Source organism: Leeia oryzae DSM 17879 (assembly GCF_000376945.1).
GTDB classification, from domain to species: Bacteria; Pseudomonadota; Gammaproteobacteria; order Burkholderiales; family Leeiaceae; genus Leeia; species Leeia oryzae.
This window is the reverse complement of the sequence record NZ_AQXU01000025.1, coordinates 935,724-956,422: the sequence shown is the minus strand read 5'-3', so window position 1 is coordinate 956,422 and position 20,699 is coordinate 935,724. Positions and strand designations below refer to the sequence as shown.

The 20,699-nt window shown below is 57.4% G+C and carries 25 protein-coding genes; 18 read left to right on the top strand and 7 right to left on the bottom strand.

Going from position 1 to position 20,699, the window contains the following annotated elements; genetic code table 11:
- Nucleotides 1-32: 32 nt before the first annotated feature.
- Nucleotides 33-1,073 carry a type IV pilus twitching motility protein PilT gene (locus F552_RS0118005; protein WP_018153176.1) on the bottom strand — a complete coding sequence of 347 codons (1,041 nt, stop codon included), beginning with the start codon at nucleotides 1,071-1,073 and terminating at the stop codon, nucleotides 33-35.
- A 76-nt stretch (nucleotides 1,074-1,149) separates the two neighbouring features.
- Here F552_RS0118005 and F552_RS0118000 point away from each other — a divergent pair, with 76 nt between their 5' ends.
- The 6 genes from F552_RS0118000 (at nucleotide 1,150) to F552_RS0117975 (ending at nucleotide 5,040) form a co-directional block, all read left to right on the top strand.
- Complete coding sequence (locus F552_RS0118000; RefSeq protein ID WP_018153175.1) at nucleotides 1,150-1,851, top strand: YggS family pyridoxal phosphate-dependent enzyme; 702 nt, start codon at nucleotides 1,150-1,152, stop codon at nucleotides 1,849-1,851.
- Nucleotides 1,848-2,336, top strand: coding sequence for a hypothetical protein (locus tag F552_RS0117995; RefSeq protein WP_018153174.1), 489 nt, complete (start codon nucleotides 1,848-1,850; stop codon nucleotides 2,334-2,336). The genes F552_RS0118000 and F552_RS0117995 overlap by 4 nt, the downstream gene beginning before the upstream one ends.
- Before the next feature lie 168 nt (nucleotides 2,337-2,504).
- Nucleotides 2,505-3,320 (top strand): pyrroline-5-carboxylate reductase, encoded by an 816-nt coding sequence (gene proC, locus F552_RS0117990; protein WP_018153173.1) that lies wholly within the window; start codon nucleotides 2,505-2,507, stop codon nucleotides 3,318-3,320.
- A gap of 5 nt (nucleotides 3,321-3,325) precedes the next feature.
- Nucleotides 3,326-4,117: a serine O-acetyltransferase gene (gene cysE / locus F552_RS0117985; RefSeq protein WP_018153172.1), complete on the top strand. Its 792-nt coding sequence runs from the start codon at nucleotides 3,326-3,328 to the stop codon at nucleotides 4,115-4,117.
- A gap of 24 nt (nucleotides 4,118-4,141) precedes the next feature.
- Nucleotides 4,142-4,738 (top strand): YggT family protein, encoded by a 597-nt coding sequence (locus F552_RS0117980; RefSeq protein WP_018153171.1) that lies wholly within the window; start codon nucleotides 4,142-4,144, stop codon nucleotides 4,736-4,738.
- Nucleotides 4,732-5,040 (top strand): DUF167 family protein, encoded by a 309-nt coding sequence (locus tag F552_RS0117975; RefSeq protein ID WP_018153170.1) that lies wholly within the window; start codon nucleotides 4,732-4,734, stop codon nucleotides 5,038-5,040. The genes F552_RS0117980 and F552_RS0117975 overlap by 7 nt, the downstream gene beginning before the upstream one ends.
- Nucleotides 5,041-5,049: 9 nt before the next feature.
- Here the strand turns inward: F552_RS0117975 and F552_RS0117970 are convergent, their stop codons facing one another.
- Complete coding sequence (locus tag F552_RS0117970; RefSeq protein WP_026182875.1) at nucleotides 5,050-5,490, bottom strand: FxsA family protein; 441 nt, start codon at nucleotides 5,488-5,490, stop codon at nucleotides 5,050-5,052.
- Here F552_RS0117970 and cutA point away from each other — a divergent pair.
- From cutA to yedA, 7 genes are all read left to right on the top strand, one after another.
- Entirely contained in the window at nucleotides 5,489-5,818 is a 330-nt protein-coding gene (gene cutA, locus F552_RS0117965; RefSeq protein WP_026182874.1) for a divalent-cation tolerance protein CutA, read from the top strand. The two genes, F552_RS0117970 and cutA, sit on opposite strands and share 2 nt — an antisense overlap.
- Nucleotides 5,802-7,667 carry a protein-disulfide reductase DsbD gene (gene dsbD / locus F552_RS19790; RefSeq protein WP_018153167.1) on the top strand — a complete coding sequence of 622 codons (1,866 nt, stop codon included), beginning with the start codon at nucleotides 5,802-5,804 and terminating at the stop codon, nucleotides 7,665-7,667. The genes cutA and dsbD overlap by 17 nt, the downstream gene beginning before the upstream one ends.
- The gene (locus F552_RS0117955; protein ID WP_018153166.1) at nucleotides 7,664-8,215 is read left to right on the top strand and encodes a TlpA disulfide reductase family protein; all 552 of its coding nucleotides are present in this window, start codon (nucleotides 7,664-7,666) and stop codon (nucleotides 8,213-8,215) included. The genes dsbD and F552_RS0117955 overlap by 4 nt, the downstream gene beginning before the upstream one ends.
- Before the next feature lie 106 nt (nucleotides 8,216-8,321).
- Nucleotides 8,322-8,810, top strand: a complete 489-nt coding sequence (gene aroQ / locus F552_RS0117945) for a type II 3-dehydroquinate dehydratase (protein WP_018153164.1) — start codon at nucleotides 8,322-8,324, stop codon at nucleotides 8,808-8,810.
- 24 nt (nucleotides 8,811-8,834) lie between these two features.
- Entirely contained in the window at nucleotides 8,835-9,293 is a 459-nt protein-coding gene (gene accB, locus F552_RS0117940; protein ID WP_018153163.1) for an acetyl-CoA carboxylase biotin carboxyl carrier protein, read from the top strand.
- Nucleotides 9,294-9,366: 73 nt separating this feature from the next.
- Nucleotides 9,367-10,722: an acetyl-CoA carboxylase biotin carboxylase subunit gene (gene accC, locus F552_RS0117935; RefSeq protein WP_018153162.1), complete on the top strand. Its 1,356-nt coding sequence runs from the start codon at nucleotides 9,367-9,369 to the stop codon at nucleotides 10,720-10,722.
- A gap of 263 nt (nucleotides 10,723-10,985) precedes the next feature.
- Nucleotides 10,986-11,897 carry a drug/metabolite exporter YedA gene (yedA, locus tag F552_RS0117930; RefSeq protein WP_033376011.1) on the top strand — a complete coding sequence of 304 codons (912 nt, stop codon included), beginning with the start codon at nucleotides 10,986-10,988 and terminating at the stop codon, nucleotides 11,895-11,897.
- On the opposite strand, the gene F552_RS0117925 is transcribed toward yedA, so the two are convergent.
- Both F552_RS0117925 and F552_RS0117920 read right to left on the bottom strand, forming a co-directional pair.
- Nucleotides 11,898-12,551, bottom strand: a complete 654-nt coding sequence (locus tag F552_RS0117925; protein WP_156802364.1) for a sensor histidine kinase — start codon at nucleotides 12,549-12,551, stop codon at nucleotides 11,898-11,900.
- A complete protein-coding gene (locus F552_RS0117920) occupies nucleotides 12,551-14,209 on the bottom strand; it encodes a response regulator (RefSeq protein ID WP_018153159.1) in 1,659 nt (552 codons plus the stop codon). Before F552_RS0117920 ends, F552_RS0117925 begins: the two co-directional genes overlap by 1 nt.
- A gap of 208 nt (nucleotides 14,210-14,417) precedes the next feature.
- On the opposite strand from F552_RS0117920, the gene F552_RS0117915 reads away from it, so the two are divergent.
- The 5 genes from F552_RS0117915 (at nucleotide 14,418) to F552_RS0117895 (ending at nucleotide 19,705) form a co-directional block, all read left to right on the top strand.
- The gene (locus F552_RS0117915) at nucleotides 14,418-15,173 is read left to right on the top strand and encodes a TSUP family transporter (protein ID WP_018153158.1); all 756 of its coding nucleotides are present in this window, start codon (nucleotides 14,418-14,420) and stop codon (nucleotides 15,171-15,173) included.
- A 180-nt stretch (nucleotides 15,174-15,353) separates the two neighbouring features.
- On the top strand, nucleotides 15,354-17,270 hold the full coding sequence (gene mnmG, locus F552_RS0117910) for a tRNA uridine-5-carboxymethylaminomethyl(34) synthesis enzyme MnmG (protein WP_018153157.1): 1,917 nt from the start codon (nucleotides 15,354-15,356) through the stop codon (nucleotides 17,268-17,270).
- Between the two features lie 111 nt (nucleotides 17,271-17,381).
- Nucleotides 17,382-18,023 carry a 16S rRNA (guanine(527)-N(7))-methyltransferase RsmG gene (gene rsmG, locus F552_RS0117905; protein ID WP_018153156.1) on the top strand — a complete coding sequence of 214 codons (642 nt, stop codon included), beginning with the start codon at nucleotides 17,382-17,384 and terminating at the stop codon, nucleotides 18,021-18,023.
- Nucleotides 18,024-18,041: 18 nt separating this feature from the next.
- Nucleotides 18,042-18,836 carry a ParA family protein gene (locus tag F552_RS0117900; protein ID WP_018153155.1) on the top strand — a complete coding sequence of 265 codons (795 nt, stop codon included), beginning with the start codon at nucleotides 18,042-18,044 and terminating at the stop codon, nucleotides 18,834-18,836.
- Nucleotides 18,837-18,856: 20 nt separating this feature from the next.
- A complete protein-coding gene (locus tag F552_RS0117895) occupies nucleotides 18,857-19,705 on the top strand; it encodes a ParB/RepB/Spo0J family partition protein (RefSeq protein ID WP_018153154.1) in 849 nt (282 codons plus the stop codon).
- Nucleotides 19,706-19,756: 51 nt separating this feature from the next.
- On the opposite strand, the gene F552_RS20610 is transcribed toward F552_RS0117895, so the two are convergent.
- From F552_RS20610 to F552_RS21020, 3 genes are all read right to left on the bottom strand, one after another.
- Nucleotides 19,757-19,993 (bottom strand): hypothetical protein, encoded by a 237-nt coding sequence (locus F552_RS20610; RefSeq protein WP_156802363.1) that lies wholly within the window; start codon nucleotides 19,991-19,993, stop codon nucleotides 19,757-19,759.
- 327 nt (nucleotides 19,994-20,320) lie between these two features.
- Nucleotides 20,321-20,443, bottom strand: coding sequence for a hypothetical protein (locus F552_RS21025; RefSeq protein WP_018153153.1), 123 nt, complete (start codon nucleotides 20,441-20,443; stop codon nucleotides 20,321-20,323).
- A gap of 41 nt (nucleotides 20,444-20,484) precedes the next feature.
- Entirely contained in the window at nucleotides 20,485-20,607 is a 123-nt protein-coding gene (locus tag F552_RS21020) for a hypothetical protein (RefSeq protein WP_018153152.1), read from the bottom strand.
- Nucleotides 20,608-20,699 lie beyond the last annotated feature (92 nt).

Sequence of the window (20,699 nt, the reverse complement as noted above, 5' to 3'; positions counted from 1 at the left end):
GGCCGGTCCGCAAGACCGGCGACTGCATGATGTTAATTGAACAGATCCTTGTTCATCGCACGTGATTTGGCCTCGTGCGGAGAAACAATGTTCCGGCGAACCAGATCCTGCAGGCACTGATCCAGTGTCTGCATGCCAAGGCCCTGACCGGTCTGGATGGCTGAATACATCTGCGCCACCTTGTTTTCACGGATCAGGTTACGGATCGCTGGGGTGCCGATCATGATTTCATGGGCAGCTACCCGGCTATTGCCATCCTTGGTTTTCAGCAGGGTTTGTGAAATGACCGCGCGCAGGGATTCTGACAACATCGAGCGCACCATGTCTTTTTCTGCTGCCGGGAACACGTCGACAATCCGGTCGATAGTTTTGGCGGCTGAACTGGTGTGCAGGGTACCGAAGACCAGGTGACCGGTTTCAGCGGCCGTCAGCGCCAGGCGGATGGTCTCCAGATCCCGCATCTCGCCGATCAGGATCACGTCCGGATCTTCCCGCAGGGCCGAGCGCAAAGCGTTATTGAAAGACAGGGTATGCGGGCCGACTTCGCGCTGGTTGATCAGGCATTTCTTGGATTCATGCACGAATTCGATTGGGTCTTCTACCGTCAGGATGTGACCGTATTCGCTTTCGTTCACGTGGTTGATCATGCCGGCCAGCGTGGTGGATTTGCCGGAGCCGGTAGGCCCGGTCACCAGCACGATACCGCGCGGCTGATCGGCAATCTCTTTGAAAATCTTGGGCGCGTTCAGTTCTTCCAGCGTCAGGACCTTGGACGGAATGGTACGGAATACTGCACCGGCACCGCGGTTTTGCACAAACGCGTTGACCCGGAAACGGGCCAGGTTGGGAATCTCGAACGAGAAGTCACACTCCAGGTGCTCTTCATAGACTTTGCGCTGGCCGTCATTCATGATGTCGTACACCATGTTGTGTACGTCTTTATGGTCCAGTGCGGGCAGGTTGATGCGGCGTACATCGCCGTGTACCCGGATCATGGGTGGCAGGCCAGCTGAAAGGTGTAAATCCGATGCCTTGTTTTTCACCGAAAACGCTAAGAGTTCAGCGATTTCCATTTATAATCTCCCTTACAAATCCGTATTTGTGATAAAACAAGGCTTCAAGCGCCTTACAAAGCGATATCTACCCATTATGAATGCAATCCGCGACGCCTTGCAAGGCGTAAGAAATCACATCATATCAGTTGCAGAAGCCTGCGGCAGAAACCCGGCCGAGATTCAGCTGCTGGCCGTGAGCAAAACCTTCCCGGCGGATGCCATTCGCGATGCCTGGGCCGCCGGGCAGCGTGCATTTGGCGAGAACTATGTCCAGGAGCTGGCCAGCAAATGCGAGACCCTGCAGGACCTACCTGTAGAATGGCACTTTATTGGCCCATTGCAAAGTAACAAAACACGAATTATTGCCGAACATGCGCACTGGATTCACAGCGTAGACCGGCTAAAAATTGCAGAGCGCCTGTCTGCACAGCGCCCGGACAACATGCCGCCGCTGAATGTCTGCCTACAGGTCAATATCAGCCAGGAAGACAGTAAGAGCGGCGTTAATGTGGCGGATGTTGCGCCGCTGGCGCATGCCATCGCCCGCCTGCCCAAGCTGACCTTGCGTGGCTTGATGTGCATACCAGCCCCCTGCAATGACCTCGCCCAGCAACGGGCACCGTTTGCCGCCCTCAAGCAATTGCTGCAACAGCTGCAGTCCGAAGGACTGGCAGTGGATACCTTGTCCATGGGGATGTCGTCGGACATGCCGGCAGCCATCCAGGAAGGCGCCACCATCGTGCGCGTCGGTACGGCCATTTTTGGCGCAAGACACTACCCGGGAGGTGCTGCATGAACACTACCGCAAGAACGACCCTGGCGCGCGGGGCAATCGTCCTGTGCATTGGCATGGTACTGTCCGGCTGCGGCATGCTCAAACAAGGCGGCAGCGGTGCACCGGTTGCGGGTAGCGGCACAGCCTCTTCTGGCCCCCTGAAACTGGATACCAGCAAGCCGCAGACGCTGTTTACTGGTACTCCGGTCAAAACCATTTTTGACCGGCTGGTTGAGGTACGCAGCAAAAAGAACATGAAAGTAAAAACCCGCAGTAAAAGCCAGCTGACCATGGCCCTGAAACTGCCAGCCCAGACAGGCAAGCCAGCCGAGGAAGTTCGCATCATCTACACGGCACAAACCAGTGGTCCGGAAACCCTGATCACGGCCAAAGCGGTCCGGGCCATCAACCCGGATACCTTTGAAGAAAAGCTGGTAGATATTACCCGGGACCTGGCGGACAAACTGCAGGGCGAGCTCAACGACGTACAATCAAACTTGCGGTAAAATCAATCCGGCCCTGGTGGGAGACGCTACTGCGTTACCCCTTAAATGGTGACACCATGCCGGTCGTGGTTGATTTTTTGGCGCACAACCCTCACCTTGGACTAACAGCCAGCTACCTCGGGTAACTGGCCCTCGGACGGTGCTTTCAATCCTTACAAAGGCAAACAGATGCGTATCACATTTATCGGTGGCGGCAACATGGCAAGTGCCATCATTGCGGGTCTTTCCACGCTGGGTCGTCAGGACCTGCAGCTGCACGTGGTTGACCGGAATCCGGACAAATGCGAACGCATGAAAGCTGCCTACGGCATTACATATAGCAATCAGCTATCCGCAGCAGATATCGATGCCGATGTGGTGGTACTGGCCATCAAGCCCCAGCAGCTCAAGGCGCTGGGCGAACAGATTCGTCCCTGGATGCGCCAGCAGCTGATTGTCTCGGTTGCGGCCGGCATCCGGACCGCTACCCTTGCCGAATGGCTGGGCGGTTACGCCCGTATCGTGCGCGTCATGCCCAATACCCCGGCCCAGGTGCAGCTCGGGGTTAGCGGGCTCTTTGCCACAGAGGCAGTCCGTGATGCCGAAAAGCAAACCGTCACCTCGATCTTCGAGGCGGTTGGCAAAACCGTCTGGCTGCAGCACGAGGCCGAGATCGACAAGATCACCGCCATCTCCGGCAGTGGTCCTGCGTACGTGTTTTACATGATCGAATCGCTGGCGTCTGCTGCCAGAACACTTGGCTTTGCGCCAGAGCTGGCTGACCTGCTGGCCAAGGAAACCTTCAAAGGGGCCATCGCCCTGCTGGATGCCAGCGGCGAGCCGCCAGCCACCCTGCGGGCCAACGTGACCTCGAAAAAAGGGACCACCGAGCAGGGCATCATGAGCCTGCAAGATGACGGACTGGAAGCCATCGTCACGCGTGCGGCACAGCGGGCAGAAGCCAGGTCCATCGAGCTGGGCGACCAGCTGTCTGCCGCGGAGTAAGCCTCATGTCCCATACTACCGACAATCTGTGGCAAGCCATCCGTGATGAAGTGACCACGGCGGCGGCCAGCGAACCGATGCTGGCCTCGTTCTTGCACATGACCGTACTGCGCCATAAATCCTTTGACGACGTACTGGCGTTCCACTTGTCCAGCAAGCTGGCCAGCGCGACCATGGATGCGCGTGCCCTGATGGAACTGATCAGCGAAGCGCTACAGGCTGATCCGCTGATTGCGGCTGCAGCCCGGGCCGACATCCAGGCCGTACGGGATCGCGACCCGGCCTGCAAGGCATTTTCTACTCCCTTGCTCTTCTTCAAGGGTTACCAGGCACTACAGTGCTACCGTGTGGCTCACTGGTTGTGGCGCGAAGGCCGGGAAGCACTGGCGCTGCACCTGCAAAACCGGATTTCCGAAGTCTTTGCGGTCGATATTCATCCGGCCGCCCGTATCGGCAAAGGGATTCTGCTCGACCACGGCACCGGGTTTGTGGTGGGCGAGACTGTCGTCATCGACGACAATGTTTCCATCCTGCAGGAAGTCACGCTGGGGGGGACAGGCAAGGAAAGCGGGGACCGTCACCCGAAAATCCGTACCGGGGTCCTGATTGGCGCAGGCGCCAAGATTCTGGGCAATATCGAAATTGGTACCGGCGCCAAGGTCGGGGCGGGCAGTGTGGTACTGGAACCCGTACCGCCGCATGTGACGGTGGTGGGCGTACCCGCACATATCGTGGGCAACTGTGATGAAGCCCAGCCAGCCCAGGCAATGGATCACCGGATCATTGAAGACCAGTAATGCTGGCAAACGGAGTTGACACCCATGGTTAGTGCCTTGAATTTCATTCTGGACAGCGTTGGCGGTTTTTTCCTGCTGGCCCTGCTGATGCGGTTTATCCTGCAGGTGGTGCGAGCCCCTTTCAGTAACCCGCTGGCCCAGTTTACCGTCAAGCTCACCAACTGGGCGGTATTGCCCGCCCGCAAGCTGATCCCCGGCTTCAAGGGATACGATGTGGCCACCCTGGTGCTGGTCTGGTTTGGCAGCTGGTTCATCAAGGCGCTGGAAATGTCGCTCAGCCTGCTGCTGTCGGGCAATATGGGCTGGTTTGGCGGGTTGATCCTGCCGATTTCCCTGCTGAACGGGCTGGTATTTGCGCTGCAGCTGTTGCTGTACCTGTGGATTGGCTGCACCTTCATGATTGCCATCCTGTCCTGGACCCAACCCGGCCATCCGCTGTCGTCGATCCTGTACGCGATCGTACGGCCACTGCTGGCACCGCTGCAGCGGCTGATCCCGCCGGTGAGCGGCTTTGATCTGTCGCCGCTGGTGCTGATCCTGATCCTGCAGGTAGTACTGTACTTCATGATTCCGTCGCTGGAAGCGGGGCTGCGGCACCTGTTGCTGCCTGGCTTGTGGTAACCGACTGGTGCCGGCCCCACCCGAAAGGCGGGGTGAGCCTGACGCTTTATATCCAGCCTGGCGCCAAAAAGTCCGGCATTGTGGGTCTGCACGGAGAAGCGCTCAAGATACGTCTGGCCGCCCCGCCGGTAGAAGGCAAGGCCAATCAGGCCCTGATTCAATTTTTGTCCAGCATACTGGACATCCCCAAACAGTCGGTCGAACTGGTGACCGGTGAAACCAACCGCAACAAGCGGGTGGTCATCCACACCCTCACCACACCGGACATTGCCGCCCGGCTGCTCGCTTGTGTAGACCAGTGATGTTGCAGATTACCGGGGTGGCAGACGCTCGCGGTTTTCATCTACCCGCTGGAATTCGCCATCCATCACGTGCGGGTCTTCCTGAGTCGAAAATGGTGAAGAGGCATCCGGAAACCCCATCGGTTTGGGCATCCAGCTGGCTGGCCATGGCAGCAACAGCAAGATGGCCAGCACATCGGTAAACAGGCCGGGAATCAGAAACAGCATGCCCGCAATGGCTTGCCTGGCCGTATAGAAGAGGGCGCCAATGGGTGAAGCGCCACTCTGGGCCGATTGCAGCATCCCCAGCATGACGGTAAGACGCAGGCTTTTCAGCAAGCCAATCCCGATCAGCGTCGTACACAGCAGGTACAGCCAGGTCCAGGCGCCAATCTGGTGAGCAAGCCAGAACAGGCTGGCCAGTTCTGCAACGGGGATCAACAACAGCAGCAACAAAAGGACTCTTAGCATGGCAAACTCATCGACCGTATTCATGGTATGGACCAACTGGCCCGAAGACCATGATCTTACCAGTGTCACCGATACCTTACTAAAAGAAAAACTGGTCGCCTGCATCAACCGGTTTCCGGTGGTGGTGTCATCGTATATCTGGAACGGCCAGCCAGAAACCTCGCGCGAAATCCCCGTGCTGCTTAAAACCACTGCCGACCGCTACCCAGCACTGGAACAGCGGTTAAAAGCGTTGCATCCGTATGAACTTCCGGAAATTATCGCGGTCAGTGTAGAACAAGGCTTGCCTGCTTATCTGCAGTGGGTAGAAAATGCGACTTCGGTTTGAAAACAAACTTAACCTGCTTCCACAAGAATTGACCATCATGCTGCAACGCTTTACACACTGGTGCTGGCTGGCTTGCCTGTTATGTCTGGGGCTGCTCGGCAACCCGGCACAGGCAGAGACCCTGATCCGGGCGCGCGAGGCATTCATCCCAGTGGCCAGGCTGGTTGCCCCCGGCAGCCTGATGGTGCACTACGAAGTCACGCCGGGTTATTACCTGTACAAAGAGCGCTTCCAGTTCTTGCTGGATGGCAAACCGCTGGCGTCCAGCGTTAGCCTGCCGCAAGGCGACCTCAAGAATGACCCGCAGTTTGGCAAGGTCACGGTCTACCACCAGTCGTTTGACTTTACGCTGCCGGTAGCATCCCCTGGCAAACCATCGTCGCTCACTATCCAGTCCCAGGGCTGCTCCGAGAAATTCCGGGTCTGCTTCCCGCCTGAACAGCACATTTTCCAGATCAAGGCCGATGGCAGCATCATCAATCCGCCGCCCCCTAAAGCCAGTGAACGCAAAGGCTGGCAAAGCCTGTTTTCCACCGATGACGCCGCCGGTTCCGCGGCGTTTTCAACTTCTGCAACGCACCTTGGCCTGACCCTGCTCGGTTTCTTTGGCGCAGGCCTGTTGATGGCCGGCACCATGTGCATGTACCCGCTGATTCCGATTGTCTCGGCGCTGATTGCAGGCGACCCAAAAGCCCAGCAAGGGCATCGGGGCCGCAGTTTCTGGCTGAGCATGAGTTATGTGCAAGGTCTGGCCCTCAGTTATACCGCCGCCGGGCTGATAGCAGCGTCGCTTGGCCTGCAATTGTCGCTCTGGCTGCAGAACCCCTGGGTGATCGGCGGATTTGCGGTGATGATGCTGCTGTTTGCGGCCTCGATGTTCGGCCTGTTCGAATTGCAACTGCCAAGCACGCTGCAAACCCGGTTTACGCAGCTGGCCAACCGCCTGCCGGGCGGACACTTCACCAGCGTATTTGTCATGGGCATGCTGTCTGCCCTGATCATCGGCCCTTGCGCCACACCGGCCCTGGCTGCGGCCCTGCTGTATATCGCCAAGACCGGCGACCAGTTGCAAGGAGGTCTGGCCCTGTATGCCATGGCGCTAGGTGTGGGCCTGCCCTTGCTGCTGATCGGTCTGGCCGGACAGCATATCCTGCCCAAAGCCGGCGCATGGATGACCCATGTGCGGCAGGTATTCGGTGTCGTTCTGGTGCTGGTCGCGTTGTGGATGGCGTCCCCCTTGTTGCTGATTGCAGTAAAAATGGGGCTACTGGGTGCGATTCTGGTGATCAGCGCCATTTATCTGTCGGCACTGGATGCCTTGCCCTCCCGCGCCAGTGGCTGGCAAAAACTCTGGAAGGGCTTGGGTGTCATCCTGCTGGTGACCGGCGCGGCGTTCCTGGCAGGCGCGTTTGCGGGTAGCAAAGATTTTAGCCGCCCGCTGGCTGGCCTGTCTGCACAGGCAGACACCCGCCCTGTCACCGCAGGCAGCACCCCACGCTTCCAGGTCATTCACTCGCCACAGGCGCTGGATCAGATCTTGGCCAGCGCGAACGGCAAACCGGTGTTGCTGGATTTTTATGCCGACTGGTGCGTGAGCTGTGTGGAAATGGAAAAAGACACCTTCTCGGTGCCGATGGTGCAACAGGCACTGTCCGGCATGATTCTGCTGCGGGCCGATGTCACCGCCAACCAGCCTGGCGACCGGGCGCTGTTAGCCCGCTTTAACCTGTTTGGCCCGCCGGGCATCATCCTGTTTGACGGACAGGGACGGGCCGTCGGGGAACCCATCATCGGGTTTATCGAGGCCAAACCGTTTACCGACCGCTTGCAGCAAGTGAACCGAACATGAAAACACCCGCCGCAAAATCACTGACCGGCATGTTCATCCTCATGCTGATCATGCTGGCGCTGTTCGCTGGTGTGTGGGTACGCCAGCATCGCGACAGCACACCGGAGAATCCGCAAGGCGTAGCCGCCGATATGCTCTGGAAAACCAGCCTGCCGGATTTGAAGCAACAGCCTCAGCCATTCTCGCAATGGCGTGGCAAGGTTGTGATCGTCAATTTTTGGGCCAGCTGGTGCCCGCCTTGCCGGGAAGAAACGCCAGAATTCGTCCAGTTGCAAAAGGAGTTTGGTGCCCAAGGGGTGCAGTTTGTCGGGATTGCACTGGATACGGCCGCCAACGCACAGGCTTTTGCTACCCAGGTCGGTATCAATTATCCGGTGTTGTTGGGCGAGTCTGCCGGTGATCAATTGATGGCGCAACTCGGAAATACCGCCAACGCGCTGCCATATACCCTGATTCTGGATCGAAACGGCATGATCCGGCATGTCCAGTTGGGGCAACTGTCCGCAAAACAGCTCCGCCCCTTGCTTCCGTCGCTGATCAAGTCCTGATAATGCGGGAAATTTATGCAATGCAACATGTCATGATCAAAGAAAATCTCAGAAATTTGGCTGAAAAACTGGACAATTTCGGTCATCTTGCGGCAAACTTGCGCCCATGCAAAACCTGAACCGTCCCGCAGATGGCAGCGAAACGCCTGCCAAGACCCGTAAAATACTGGTACTGCACGGCCCAAACCTCAATCTGCTAGGCACGCGTGAACCCGAACATTACGGGCGATTGACGCTGGCCGATATCAATGCACGTCTGCAGGAACATGCAGAGCAGCAAGGCGCCATTCTGGAAAACTGCCAGAGCAACGCCGAGCACGTGCTGATAGAACGCATTCATGCCGCCAGAACCGACGGCACAGGTTTCATCATCATCAATCCGGCTGCTTTTACCCATACCAGCGTCGCACTTCGCGATGCCCTATCAGCAGTCGACATCCCTTTTATTGAAGTTCATCTGTCCAACGTTCATGCCCGTGAACCGTTCCGCCACCATTCGTATTTCTCGGATAAGGCGGTCGGGGTCATTTGCGGACTGGGCGCGGATGGCTACCTTTACGCGCTGGAACACGCGCTGGCCAAACTGGCCGGATAATTCCTCGCACTCAAGGAGACCCACATGGATTTGCGCAAGCTAAAGAAGCTTATTGATTTGGTACAAGAGTCCGGCATTGCCGAACTGGAAGTGACTGAAGGCGAAGAAAAAGTACGTATCACCAGTACCGTAGCCCATACACATACCTACGCAGCGCCAATGCAGCACATGGTGCCAGCTGCCGCTGCGCCCGTTGCAGCCGCCCCGGTTGCCGCTGCCGAGCCAGCCGCTGAAGCCGGCTATGCCGATGCAAGCCTGGTCAAATCTCCGATGGTGGGTACTTTCTACCGTGCTGGCGCTCCGGGTGCCAAACCGTTTGTAGAAGTTGGTCAGAGCGTCAGCGTGGGCGATCGCCTGTGCATCATCGAAGCCATGAAGCTGATGAACGAAATCGAATCTGATCGCGCCGGTGTCGTTAAAGCCGTGCTGATCGAAAATGGCCAGCCAGTTGAATATGGCGAACCACTGTTTGTCATCGAGTAATTCCTGAGTAAGAGAAGGCGGGTAGCGACCAGCCCCGCCGCTGTTAGTCTTCTTCCTCACGGAGAACCGTACAATGTTTGAAAAAATCCTGATCGCCAATCGTGGCGAAATTGCCCTGCGGATTCAGCGTGCCTGCCGCGAAATGGGCATCAAAACCGTGGTCGTCCATTCCGAAGTCGATCGCGATGCCAAGTATGTGAAACTGGCCGATGAGTCTGTCTGTATTGGCCCGGCACCCAGCAACCTAAGTTACCTGAACGTGCCAGCCATCATTTCTGCCGCAGAAGTGACCGATGCACAGGCCATTCACCCTGGTTATGGTTTCCTTTCCGAGAACGCAGACTTTGCCGAACGTGTCGAGCAAAGCGGTTTTGTTTTTATTGGCCCGCGCCCTGACACCATCCGTCTGATGGGTGACAAGGTATCTGCCAAGCAAGCCATGATCGAAGCCGGTGTGCCTTGCGTCCCGGGTTCGGGTGGCGCATTGCCGGATGATCCGAAAGAAATCGCCAAGATTGCCAAAGAGATCGGCTATCCGGTCATCATCAAGGCAGCTGGCGGTGGTGGCGGCCGCGGGATGCGTGTCGTGCACTCCGAAGGCTCCCTGATCAACTCGGTGCAAATGACCCGTACCGAAGCCGGCGCAGCCTTTGGCAACCCGACCGTGTACATGGAAAAGTTCCTGGAAAACCCGCGCCATGTGGAAATCCAGGTACTGGCCGACGAATATGGCAATGCCGTGTATCTGGGCGAGCGCGATTGCTCGATGCAACGTCGTCACCAGAAGGTCATCGAAGAAGCGCCGGCCCCAGGCATTACGGCTGCCCAGCGCAAGCGGGTAGGCGAGGCCTGCGCGGCGGCATGTCGCCGTATTGGCTATCGCGGTGCCGGTACGTTTGAGTTCCTGTTCGAAAACGGCGAATTCTACTTTATTGAAATGAACACCCGCGTGCAGGTGGAGCATCCGGTCACCGAGATGATTACCGGTATCGATATCGTGCAGGAACAGATCCGCATTGCCGCGGGCGAGAAACTGCGCTTTAGCCAGAAAGACGTCACGCTGACAGGTCACGCCATCGAGTGCCGGATTAACGCGGAAGATCCTTTCACGTTTATCCCGTCACCGGGTCTGGTGACCACCTACCATGCACCTGGTGGCCCAGGCATCCGGGTTGACTCCCATATCTATCAGGGCTATCGCGTACCGTCCAATTATGACTCGATGGTGGCCAAGCTGATTTCCTATGGCAAGACACGGGAACAGGCCATGGCCAAGATGCGCATTGCACTGTCAGAAATGATGGTCGGCGGTATCAAAACCAACATCCAGCTGCATCAGGAACTGATGCTGGATGGCGCCTTCATCAAGGGCGGTACCAGCATCCATTATCTGGAACACCGTCTGGAGGCCTTGAAAAAAGGCGAATAAACCGCTTTTTTCTGCGCCTGCAAAAGCCAAAAACCTTCTCCGGTTTTTGGCTTTTTTGCTTTTGGGGCCCCCTATACAGAGGCCATGCAAAGCTAGGCAGGGCCTCAGGGCATCAGACAGAGGCAAATTGGCGGTTTTACTTGGGGTTTAACAGGGGATTCCGGCTTTTTCAATTGAACTGCCATGTTGCATGCGGCCGATAGCCGATAAAATGCTTGCTCGGCCTCTATTTTGCCCGCCTGAAACATGAGACACTGCTGAAAATGAATACAATCTCCAAACCTGCTGCTTCTGTCTTTACATTCCCGGTGATAGCCTGCCTGATCGGGGTTTACCTGATCTGGGGATCGACCTATCTGGGCATTTCATGGGCCATCCGCGGCATTCCGCCTTTTCTGATGGCAGGCACCCGCTTTGTGATTGCCAGCATGCTGATTGGCACATGGTGCCTGTACAAGAAGCATCCGCTACCCAGCAAAGCGCAATGGAAGAACGCGTGTATCATGGGCTTATTGATGATGGTGGGCGGCAACGGACTGGTCACGGTGGCCGAGCAATGGATGCCAACCGGGGTAGCCGCCGTGATGATTGCCACGGTGCCGCTGTTTGCGCTGGTGTTTAGTCACTTGCACCACCGTCAAAAGGCACATCCGCTGGAGTGGGCCGGCATACTGACCGGATTTGCCGGCATTGTACTGCTCAATAGCGATCATGCCTTGATGGCGAAACCGCTGGGCATCCTGATGCTGTTGGCGGCCGCCGCCAGCTGGGCATGGGGCTCGGTGTGGAGCAAGAATCAAGACCTGCTGAAAGGCATGATGGGCAGTGCCGCCCAGATGCTGGCGGGCGGCGTGATGATGCTGGTGTTGGGATTACTGCGCGGCGAACGGCTGACGAGCGTACCGGATCAGCATGCCTTGCTGGCGCTGGGCTATCTGGTGCTGTTCGGCTCGATTCTAGGCTATACCTCGTTTGTTTACCTGATGAACCATGTACGGCCGGCCCTGGCAACCAGTTATGCCTACGTGAACCCGGTTGTGGCCGTGTCTTTAGGCGTGTTGCTGAACAACGAGCAGGTGACCCTCAAGATCATGCTCGCCATGGGGGTGATCCTGTGTTCCATCTTTCTGGTGATGCTGGCCCAGAAACGCCAGCAGGCCACTGACACGCACTGATCAGGGCAGCAGGCAACGAAACGCCGCGCCACCCAGCCGGGTCGACGCGGTCAGCTGAACCTCCCCCCAACGGCCGGAGACATCATCATGATGGCTCCGGAGCAATTTGTCCGCCAGCTTGACCCCCAGACCGGTCGCCACCGGGCGGGCCAGTTTTTCTGGCGGCGCCTTGCCAAAATACAGCCCGTCATCTTCCACACTAATGCAGAGACGTTCGCCATCCAGACTGCAGATGACCTGGAGCTGGCTTTGGGCAAACTCAATGGCATTCTCGATGCCGTTCCGCAGAGCCAGCATGACGAGACCGGCATCAAATATCCAGTAGGCGGGCAGGCTGTCATCCATCAGCACCTGAACCGACAGCGCCCGTCCCCTGAGCATATCCACAGTTTCATCCAGCACTTCCTGCATGAAATCCTTCAGGGTTACCGTATTGTAATTCACCTTCAGCCCGTCACCGTCCTGCCCACGGTTATAGATGGCAAGCACCTCGAGCGAGCCGTCCACCAGCCGTTTGGCCAACCGGCGCAGGGCGATAATTTCATCTTGCAGTCCGGCAGCCTCGGGATGTTCTGCCAGCGCATCAATGGCCCCCAGCACCTCTTGCATGAGGTTTTTGTTCTCGTGCACGGCAGCGGCCAGGAGGGTATGCATCAGTTGCGCCATAATTGCCCTTGCTGCTTCAGGATCTGGTTCAGTTTGTGTTTGATGACCTGGACCTGCTGGCGGATTTCCGTGTCTTGTACGGTGGCCAGCCTGGCCAGAATTTCTTCTGCCTGGGCCGCATACTGGGCGGCAAAACCTTCCCGTTCCAGAGAGGCAATCAGGATCTTGCACAGGTTGACCCCCACCCGCATATTGCCTGGCATCCTGGAATACGCATCGGTCAGCAAGCCCACCGCCGTAATGAAATCTCCACGGCTGGCTGCCTGCACCCCGTTGTTGTTGATCTGGGTCACGGCCTTCAGCGCTTCTTCCGAGGCGCTGGCAAAGGCATGGGTTTTGCCATGACGGGCAAACAGGTTTTCGATGATGGCGCGCAGCGCATCGTCGCTATGCTGCTCCAGAATCATCTGCGCCAGGCTCATGGTTTGCGGGTGGTCGAGGATCAGGCAGGCCTTGATCACTTCAGGTGCCAGCTCGCTGCTGATGGACATGGTCTCGTTCTGGATTTGTTCCAGCGCCTGATCAAGCATCTTGCGCGCGTGTTCGTGGTTACCCTTCTCGGCATAAATCCGCGCCTCGACGACCGTCGCCGTCAACCCCATGCTGGCGCCGGGCATGGCCCGCTTGCCTTGCACCAGCACCGAGAGCGCTTCTTCATCCTTGCCCATTTCGGATTTGACCGACGCCAGATCCAGCACATGGGAGGGTTTGACGATTTCGGAAATACCGGCCCGGCTGAGCGCCTTGGTCAGCATGATTTCGGCCGTGACCAGGTCACCGTTCTGTTTGGCCAGTTCGCCGATTTCCAGTACCCGGGCAATGCTGTTGGAACGGTCGGCCGCTTTTTGCAGGGTTTGCTGGGCCTCGGTGAAATTGCCCTGTTCGCGCTGGACTTTGGCCAGGGAATCATAGGCCCGCAAGAACAGCGGGTTTTCGGCAATCAGCTCTTTCAGTTCGGCCTCTGCCTGTTCTAGCTGCTCGGTACTTTTCAATACCTGGGCCATGCCAAACCGGGCCCATGGCACAGCTTTGTGCTTGAGAATGTCTTCATAGATCATTTGCGCATCATCGTTGCGCTCTTGCTGCAAGAACACTTCGGCCTTGATGCGCAGGTAATCAACCACAAAACGCGGGTTCTGCTTCATGCCGCTGTCACATGCGCCGACCGCGGCATCCAGGTCTCGCTTGCCGATACACTTGTTGACCTCGGCCAGCGATTGCTTGCGCTCGATGGCACGCAGCAGACGCATGCGCAAGACATCAGGGGAAAAAGGCTTGATGATGTAGTCGTCCGGGCCATACTCGGCGGCGGCCACGACTTTTTCGTAGACGCGCTCGGCCGTCGTCATGATGAAGATGGTTTCTGGCGGGAGGACTTTGGTCAGACGGGCTTCTTCCAGCAACTCCTGGCCAGTCATGCCGTCCATGTCGAGCATGTAATCACACAGCACCAGATCAAACTGCCGGGTGGCAATTTTCTTGCGGGCTTCAGCCGCGCGCTGGGCAATCTCGATTTTGGTGATGCCAAAGCCGTTGAGCATGGCCTTGATGGTGCCGCGCATACCCATATTGTCCTCGACCATCAAGACAGACATGTTCTCGAAAGTCTGGACACTCGATGTAGGGGTCAGCGGCTGTAACGCCATGCAGTGCGCTCCGGTTATATCAACTACAGCGGAAAAAGACATCCGGCAATATCAAGTGCGCCGGACATCGTGTTTTGCTTGTAATGCCCAACAGATGCGTTCACTCCCATTCTACTATGTTGCCCTTAAATGAAAAGTTTATTTCATAAGACAAAGGCAAAGCGGGCGGTTAGAATCAAGCCCTTGAAAAAAAGCTGGGTTTTAGATCATGGACTGGATGTTTGCAGGGGTCGCCGCCTTTCTGGCGGGATTGATGGATGCAGCAGTAGGGGGTGGCGGCTTGATCCAGATCCCGGCCCTGTTTGGCCTGTTTCCGGCGGCGGCACCTGCCAGCCTGCTTGGCACCAACAAGCTGGCATCGGCGGTGGGGGTCAGCATGGCCTCTGCACGCTACGCCCGCAAGGTCACCATGCCGTGGGCCATTACCCTTACCGCCATGCTGGCGGCGTTTGTGTTTGCCATGGGCGGCGCGGCACTCGCCCAGTACCTGCCGGCCCACTACATGCGTCCGCTGGTAGTCACCCTGTTACTGGTCGTGGTGGTACAAACGCTGCTGCAACCCCAATTAGGGACACACCATGCCCCGCACCTGGAAACCCGGCAAGCCATCATCCGGGCCGCCATCACGGGGGCCGTCATCGGCGGCTACGATGGCTTTTTCGGGCCGGGCACTGGCACCTTCCTGATGTTTGCCTTTGTGCGCTTTTTCGGCTTTGACTTTCTGCATGCCTCCGCCAATGCCAAGATGGTGAATCTGGCCTCCAATGTTGCAGCGGTCCTCCTGTTTGGTTTCACCGGCCATATCCTGTGGGCCATTGCCATCCCGATGGCCGTCTGCAATCTGTGCGGCGCCTTTGTTGGCAGCCATCTGGCCATCCGGTATGGCAGCCGACTGATCCGTAAGCTGTTCCTGATCCTGGTGCTGGTACTGATTGGCAAACTGCTGTTCGACATGCTGCATTAGGTCCGGATTGCCCACCATATCGATTCTTGATGACGCCGTTTTGCATCTATTTGATTTTATGGAACAAATCAAATCTGCGTTTCACGTGAAACCAGGCCATATCACATAAATTTCACAGCGTTTATTCTGTTCCATCCGGGTGAAATGCCGTAAAATACAACGTTCGAATGAATTTTCCGGATGGTTCAGATGCTGTATCCAAAGCGCTTTGATGTGATTGTCGTCGGTGGTGGCCATGCTGGCACCGAGGCGGCGCTTGCGGCAGCCCGCATGGGTCGCCAGACCTTGCTGCTGACGCATAACATCGAGACCCTGGGGCAGATGTCCTGCAACCCGTCGATTGGCGGTATTGGCAAGGGCCATCTGGTCAAGGAAGTCGACGCACTGGGCGGTGCCATGGCGCTGGCCACCGACGAAGGCGGCATCCAGTTCCGTACCCTGAATTCGTCCAAAGGACCTGCCGTTCGCGCCACGCGCGCGCAGGCTGACCGGATTCTCTACAAAGCGGCCATCCGCCGCATGCTGGAAAACCAGCCCAACCTGACATTGTTCCAGCAAGCCGTCGACGATATCAGCATGCAAGGGGATCAAGTCACCGGGGTCATCACCCAGGTCGGTATCCGCTTTATGGCCGATACGGTAGTCCTGACCGCAGGCACGTTCCTGAACGGTCTGGTGCATGTGGGCATGTCCAATTATGTGGCCGGCCGGGCGGGGGACCCAGCGTCCATTACGCTTTCGCACAAGCTGCGCGAGCTGGAGCTGCCGGTAGGGCGACTGAAAACCGGCACCCCGCCGCGGATTGACGGCAAGACCATTGACTTCAGCCGCCTGCAAGAGCAGCCCGGCGATACCCCGGAACCCGTGTTTTCCTACATGGGCCATCAGGGCATGCACCCAAAGCAGCTGCCTTGCTGGATTACCCACACCAACACCAAGACGCACGACATCATCCGTGCCAACCTGGATCGCAGCCCGATGTATGCCGGCGTGATCGAGGGCATCGGGCCGCGCTATTGTCCATCCATCGAAGACAAGATTACCCGCTTTGCCGACAAGGACAGCCATCAGGTGTTTCTGGAGCCGGAAGGCCTGACCACACACGAAATCTACCCTAACGGGGTATCGACCAGCCTGCCGTTTGATGTGCAGCTGGCCATCATCCACAGCCTGCCCGGACTGGAAAAAGCGCATATCCTGCGTCCCGGCTATGCCATTGAATACGATTATTTCGACCCGCGCGGCCTGAAAGACACACTGGAAACCAAAGCGATTAACGGCCTGTTCTTTGCTGGCCAGATCAACGGCACCACCGGTTACGAAGAAGCCGCCGCGCAAGGGCTGCTGGCCGGCATCAATGCGGCCTTGATGTCGCAACAGCAAGACGGCTGGTGCCCGCGGCGTGACGAAGCGTACCTGGGCGTACTGGTGGACGACCTGATCACCCGCGGCGTGACAGAACCCTACCGCATGTTTACCAGCCGTGCCGAATTCCGCCTGCAATTGCGCGAAGACAACGCCGACATGCGTCTGACGGAAGCCGGTCGCAAGCTCGGGCTGGTCGACGATGCCCGCTGGGAAGCCTTTAGCCGCAAGCGGGATGCCGTGGCTGCCGATATCGAACGCCTGAAGAGCACCTGGGTTAACCCGCGCGTCCTGTCGGTCGAGGCCGCCACACCGGTGCTTGGCATGGGGATCGAACGCGAATACACGCTGGCGGACCTGCTGCGCCGTCCGAATGTCAGTTACGACACCTTGCACAGCTTGCAGGTGGACGGCTTGCCCTCGCTGGCTGACAGCGCGGTGACCGACCCGGTCGTGAAAGAGCAGATCGAGATCCAGATCAAGTACCAGGGCTATATCGAACGGCAGCAAGCCGATGTGGCGCGTGTCGAAGGCCTGGAAGCCGTGGCCCTGCCCACCGATCTGGACTACGTCGAGGTGCGAGGATTATCCAAAGAAGTACAACAGAAGCTGAACCAGCACAAACCCCAAACCCTGGGGCAGGCATCGCGGATTTCCGGCATTACCCCTGCCGCGATTTCGATCCTGCTGGTTCACCTGAAAAAACAAAACCAAAGCCGCAAAGCGAGCTAGCCGATGCCCGAGACCAACCGGTACCCTTGCGGGTAAGGGTTGATCCGGACATCATGAACAGGGTATCCCCCCTACATTGATACGGGCTGCGCCCGGGAAACTTGAAAACGCATGAATCAGGAAGAACTGAAAAACCAACTGGCCCGTGGCATCGACGCACTCGGCCTGTCTCTGGACAAAACCCGCCAGCTGCTGCTGCTGGAATACCTGCAACTGCTGGTCAAATGGAACAAAGTCCATAACCTGACCGCGGTACGCGACCCGGAACAAATGGTGACCCATCACCTGCTGGATGCGCTGAGCGTGTTGCCGCACCTGACCGAGACCAAACGCCTGCTGGACGTTGGCAGCGGTGGCGGCATTCCGGGCCTGCTGCTGGCCATTGCCCGTCCGGACTGGGAAGTACACCTGATCGACAGCAACCACAAGAAAACCGCATTCCTGCAGCAGGTGGCCATCGAGCTGCAACTGGCCAATGTCACCGTGCATACCGGCCGCATTGAAGCGCTACAGGATGTCCCGCCGTTTGATACCGTGATTTCACGCGCGTTCTCCGAGCTGGCGGACTTCGTTAAACTGGCCAAGAACATGGTGGCAGAAGGCGGTTACTTCCAGGCCATGAAAGGCGTATACCCGTTCGAAGAGATTGCCCACCTGCCCGCCGGTTTCAAGGTGGAAGAAGTCATCCCGCTGAACGTACCGGAACTGAACGCCGAGCGTCATCTGGTCAAGATCAGTAAAACCGCTGCCTAACCCGCTAAGGAACACGCCATGGCGTTGACGCTTGCAATTACCAACCAGAAGGGTGGGGTCGGAAAAACCACCACGGCCGTCAATCTGGCCGCCGGACTGGCCATGCGCGGCTTACGCGTACTGCTGGTCGATCTGGACCCGCAAGCCAACGCCACCATGGGCTGCGGGCTGGACAAGCAGCATCTGCCCAAGACCGTGTACCACCTGTTATTAGAAACCGCGACCCTGACCGACGTTAGACAAACGGCCGATGCCGGGTTTGATATCCTGCCCGCCAACCGGGATCTGGCAGGCGCCGAAGTCGAGATGGTGACCTTGCTGGCCCGTGAACAGCGGCTGAAAGGCGCGCTGGCAGACGTAGACGACGACTACGACGTCATCCTGCTGGATTGCCCGCCCGCCCTCAATTTGCTGACGCTCAACGGGCTGGTGGCTGCCGACGCGGTCCTCATCCCGATGCAGTGCGAATACTACGCACTGGAAGGGTTGTCTGATCTGGTCAATACCATCCGCATGGTGAAAAAGCACCTGAATAACCGCATCGATATCCTGGGCCTGCTGCGCACCATGGTGGATAACCGCAGCACGCTTAGCCAGCAAGTGGCCGAGCAGCTGCAAAAGCACTTTGGCAACAAAGTGTTTGATACGGTCATTCCGCGCAATGTGCGTCTGGCAGAAGCGCCCAGCCATGGCATCCCCGGCTTGCTGTACGACAAGACCTCCCGCGGCGCCCAGGCCTATGCGGCCTTTACCGATGAACTGATCGAACGCTGCAAGTTGCCGGTGGTCGATGACAGCGCAGTACCCGCTTAACCTTATCTTACGGAATCCCGATGGCAAAACTCAAAGGATTGGGCCGCGGCCTGGACGCCTTGCTGGCAGATAGCCTGGGCAGCCCTCAAGACACCTTATCCATGGTGCCGGTCAGCTTTTTGCAACCCGGCAAATACCAGCCTCGCAGTCACATGGACAGCGAAGCCCTGGCGGAACTGGCGGATTCGATCAAGGCTCAGGGCCTGATCCAGCCGATTCTGGTGCGTCCGCTGGAAGACAATGGCGAGCGTTACGAAATCATCGCCGGCGAACGTCGCTGGCGTGCCGCCCAGCTGGCCGGCCTGACCGAAGTCCCGGTACTGATCCGTGAAGTGGCAGACGAAGCCGCCCTGGCCATTGCCCTGATCGAAAACATCCAGCGCCAGGAACTGAACGCACTGGAAGAAGCACAAGGGTTGCAGCGCCTGATCGACGAATTCGGCATGACCCATGACTCGGCCGCAGGGGCCGTCGGCCGTTCTCGCAGTGCCGTCAGCAACTTGCTGCGTTTGCTCCAATTGCCCAAGCCGGTTCAGCAGATGCTCAACAACCGGGAACTGGACATGGGCCACGCCAGGGCACTGCTGTCGCTACCGGCGCTACAGCAGGTAACCGCAGCGCAAGCCGTGCAAAGCAAACAGCTGTCTGTCCGGCAAACCGAGGCACTGGTCAAAGCCTGGCTCAATCCCAAACCACTCGCCACGCCCAAGCCGGTCAATCCGGATGTGGCACGCCTGTCAGAGAGCCTGTCTGACCGACTGGGCGCCAAGGTAGAAATCAAGGGAAACAATAAGGGAAAAGGCAAGATCGTGATCGATTACGACAGCCTGGACCAGCTGGAAGGTTTGCTGCGAATTTTTGAAGCATAACGTTTGGCTGGCTGATAAGTCCTCATCAGCCAGCTTAGTCATTTCACTACATTATTTGCCGTCACCGGACTTACTGTCCGTATTAGCAATCGGTGGTTCAACACCAAATGCAAGTTTGCGGTCTGCCACGTAATCGTCGTGGTTATGAGATTCCCGCTGATGCGGAGCTGGTGCGCAAGCACAACCTGCGATGGTTTCTGGAAGCGGTAGGGGTAATGTGTCAGCACCAGAGGTAAATGAATACCCGAGAGCAATGACAGATAGTACTAAAAAAAGTTTGGTTGTCATGATTTTCTCTTTCTCTGGCTCAGTTTGCCAGCCCTTTCAAGACTAGGGTGAATGTACTACCTTGGCAAGTGCATTTGACATTTCTTCATCATGTCACGGCTATCGTTTCCGGCACCAAAACCTCTGTGCATTCTTTGAACGATTGAAAGTATCCGCCTGCATCAGAAGCACGTAGGGCTTTACTACAACTAACGCATGCCTCCCAGCTACCCATCTTGGGTCATACAAAAAGCCACACCACCATGACCCCTGAGGAGAGCAGGGAACATGGTGGTGTGGCTTGTGTCCAACCCGATCCGTCTGGTGACGTATCAGGCAATACGATGATCAGCGACCAAACGCCTGGATATGGTCACGAACGTAGTCATCGTGGTTGTGGTTTTCTGCAGAAGCCGTCCCGGCTGCGGCCAGGGTCATCAGGGCAACAAATGAAGCGATCAGGGTTTTCATGGTCAGTCCTTTATCAATACGTTTAAATGATGTTTGCAGTCTTAGCGGCCAAATGCCTGGATGTGGTCACGCACATAATCATCGTGGTTGTGATTTTCGGCAGAAGCCGTACCGGCAGCAGCCAGCGTCATCAGGGCAACGAGGGAAGCAATCAAAGTTTTCATGGTTCGGTCTTTCGTATGAGTTGAAATAGCGCAGCAGTTAGTACCGCTGTGAATCGTTAGCAGACTTTTATTTAGTGCACTAACGGTATGGA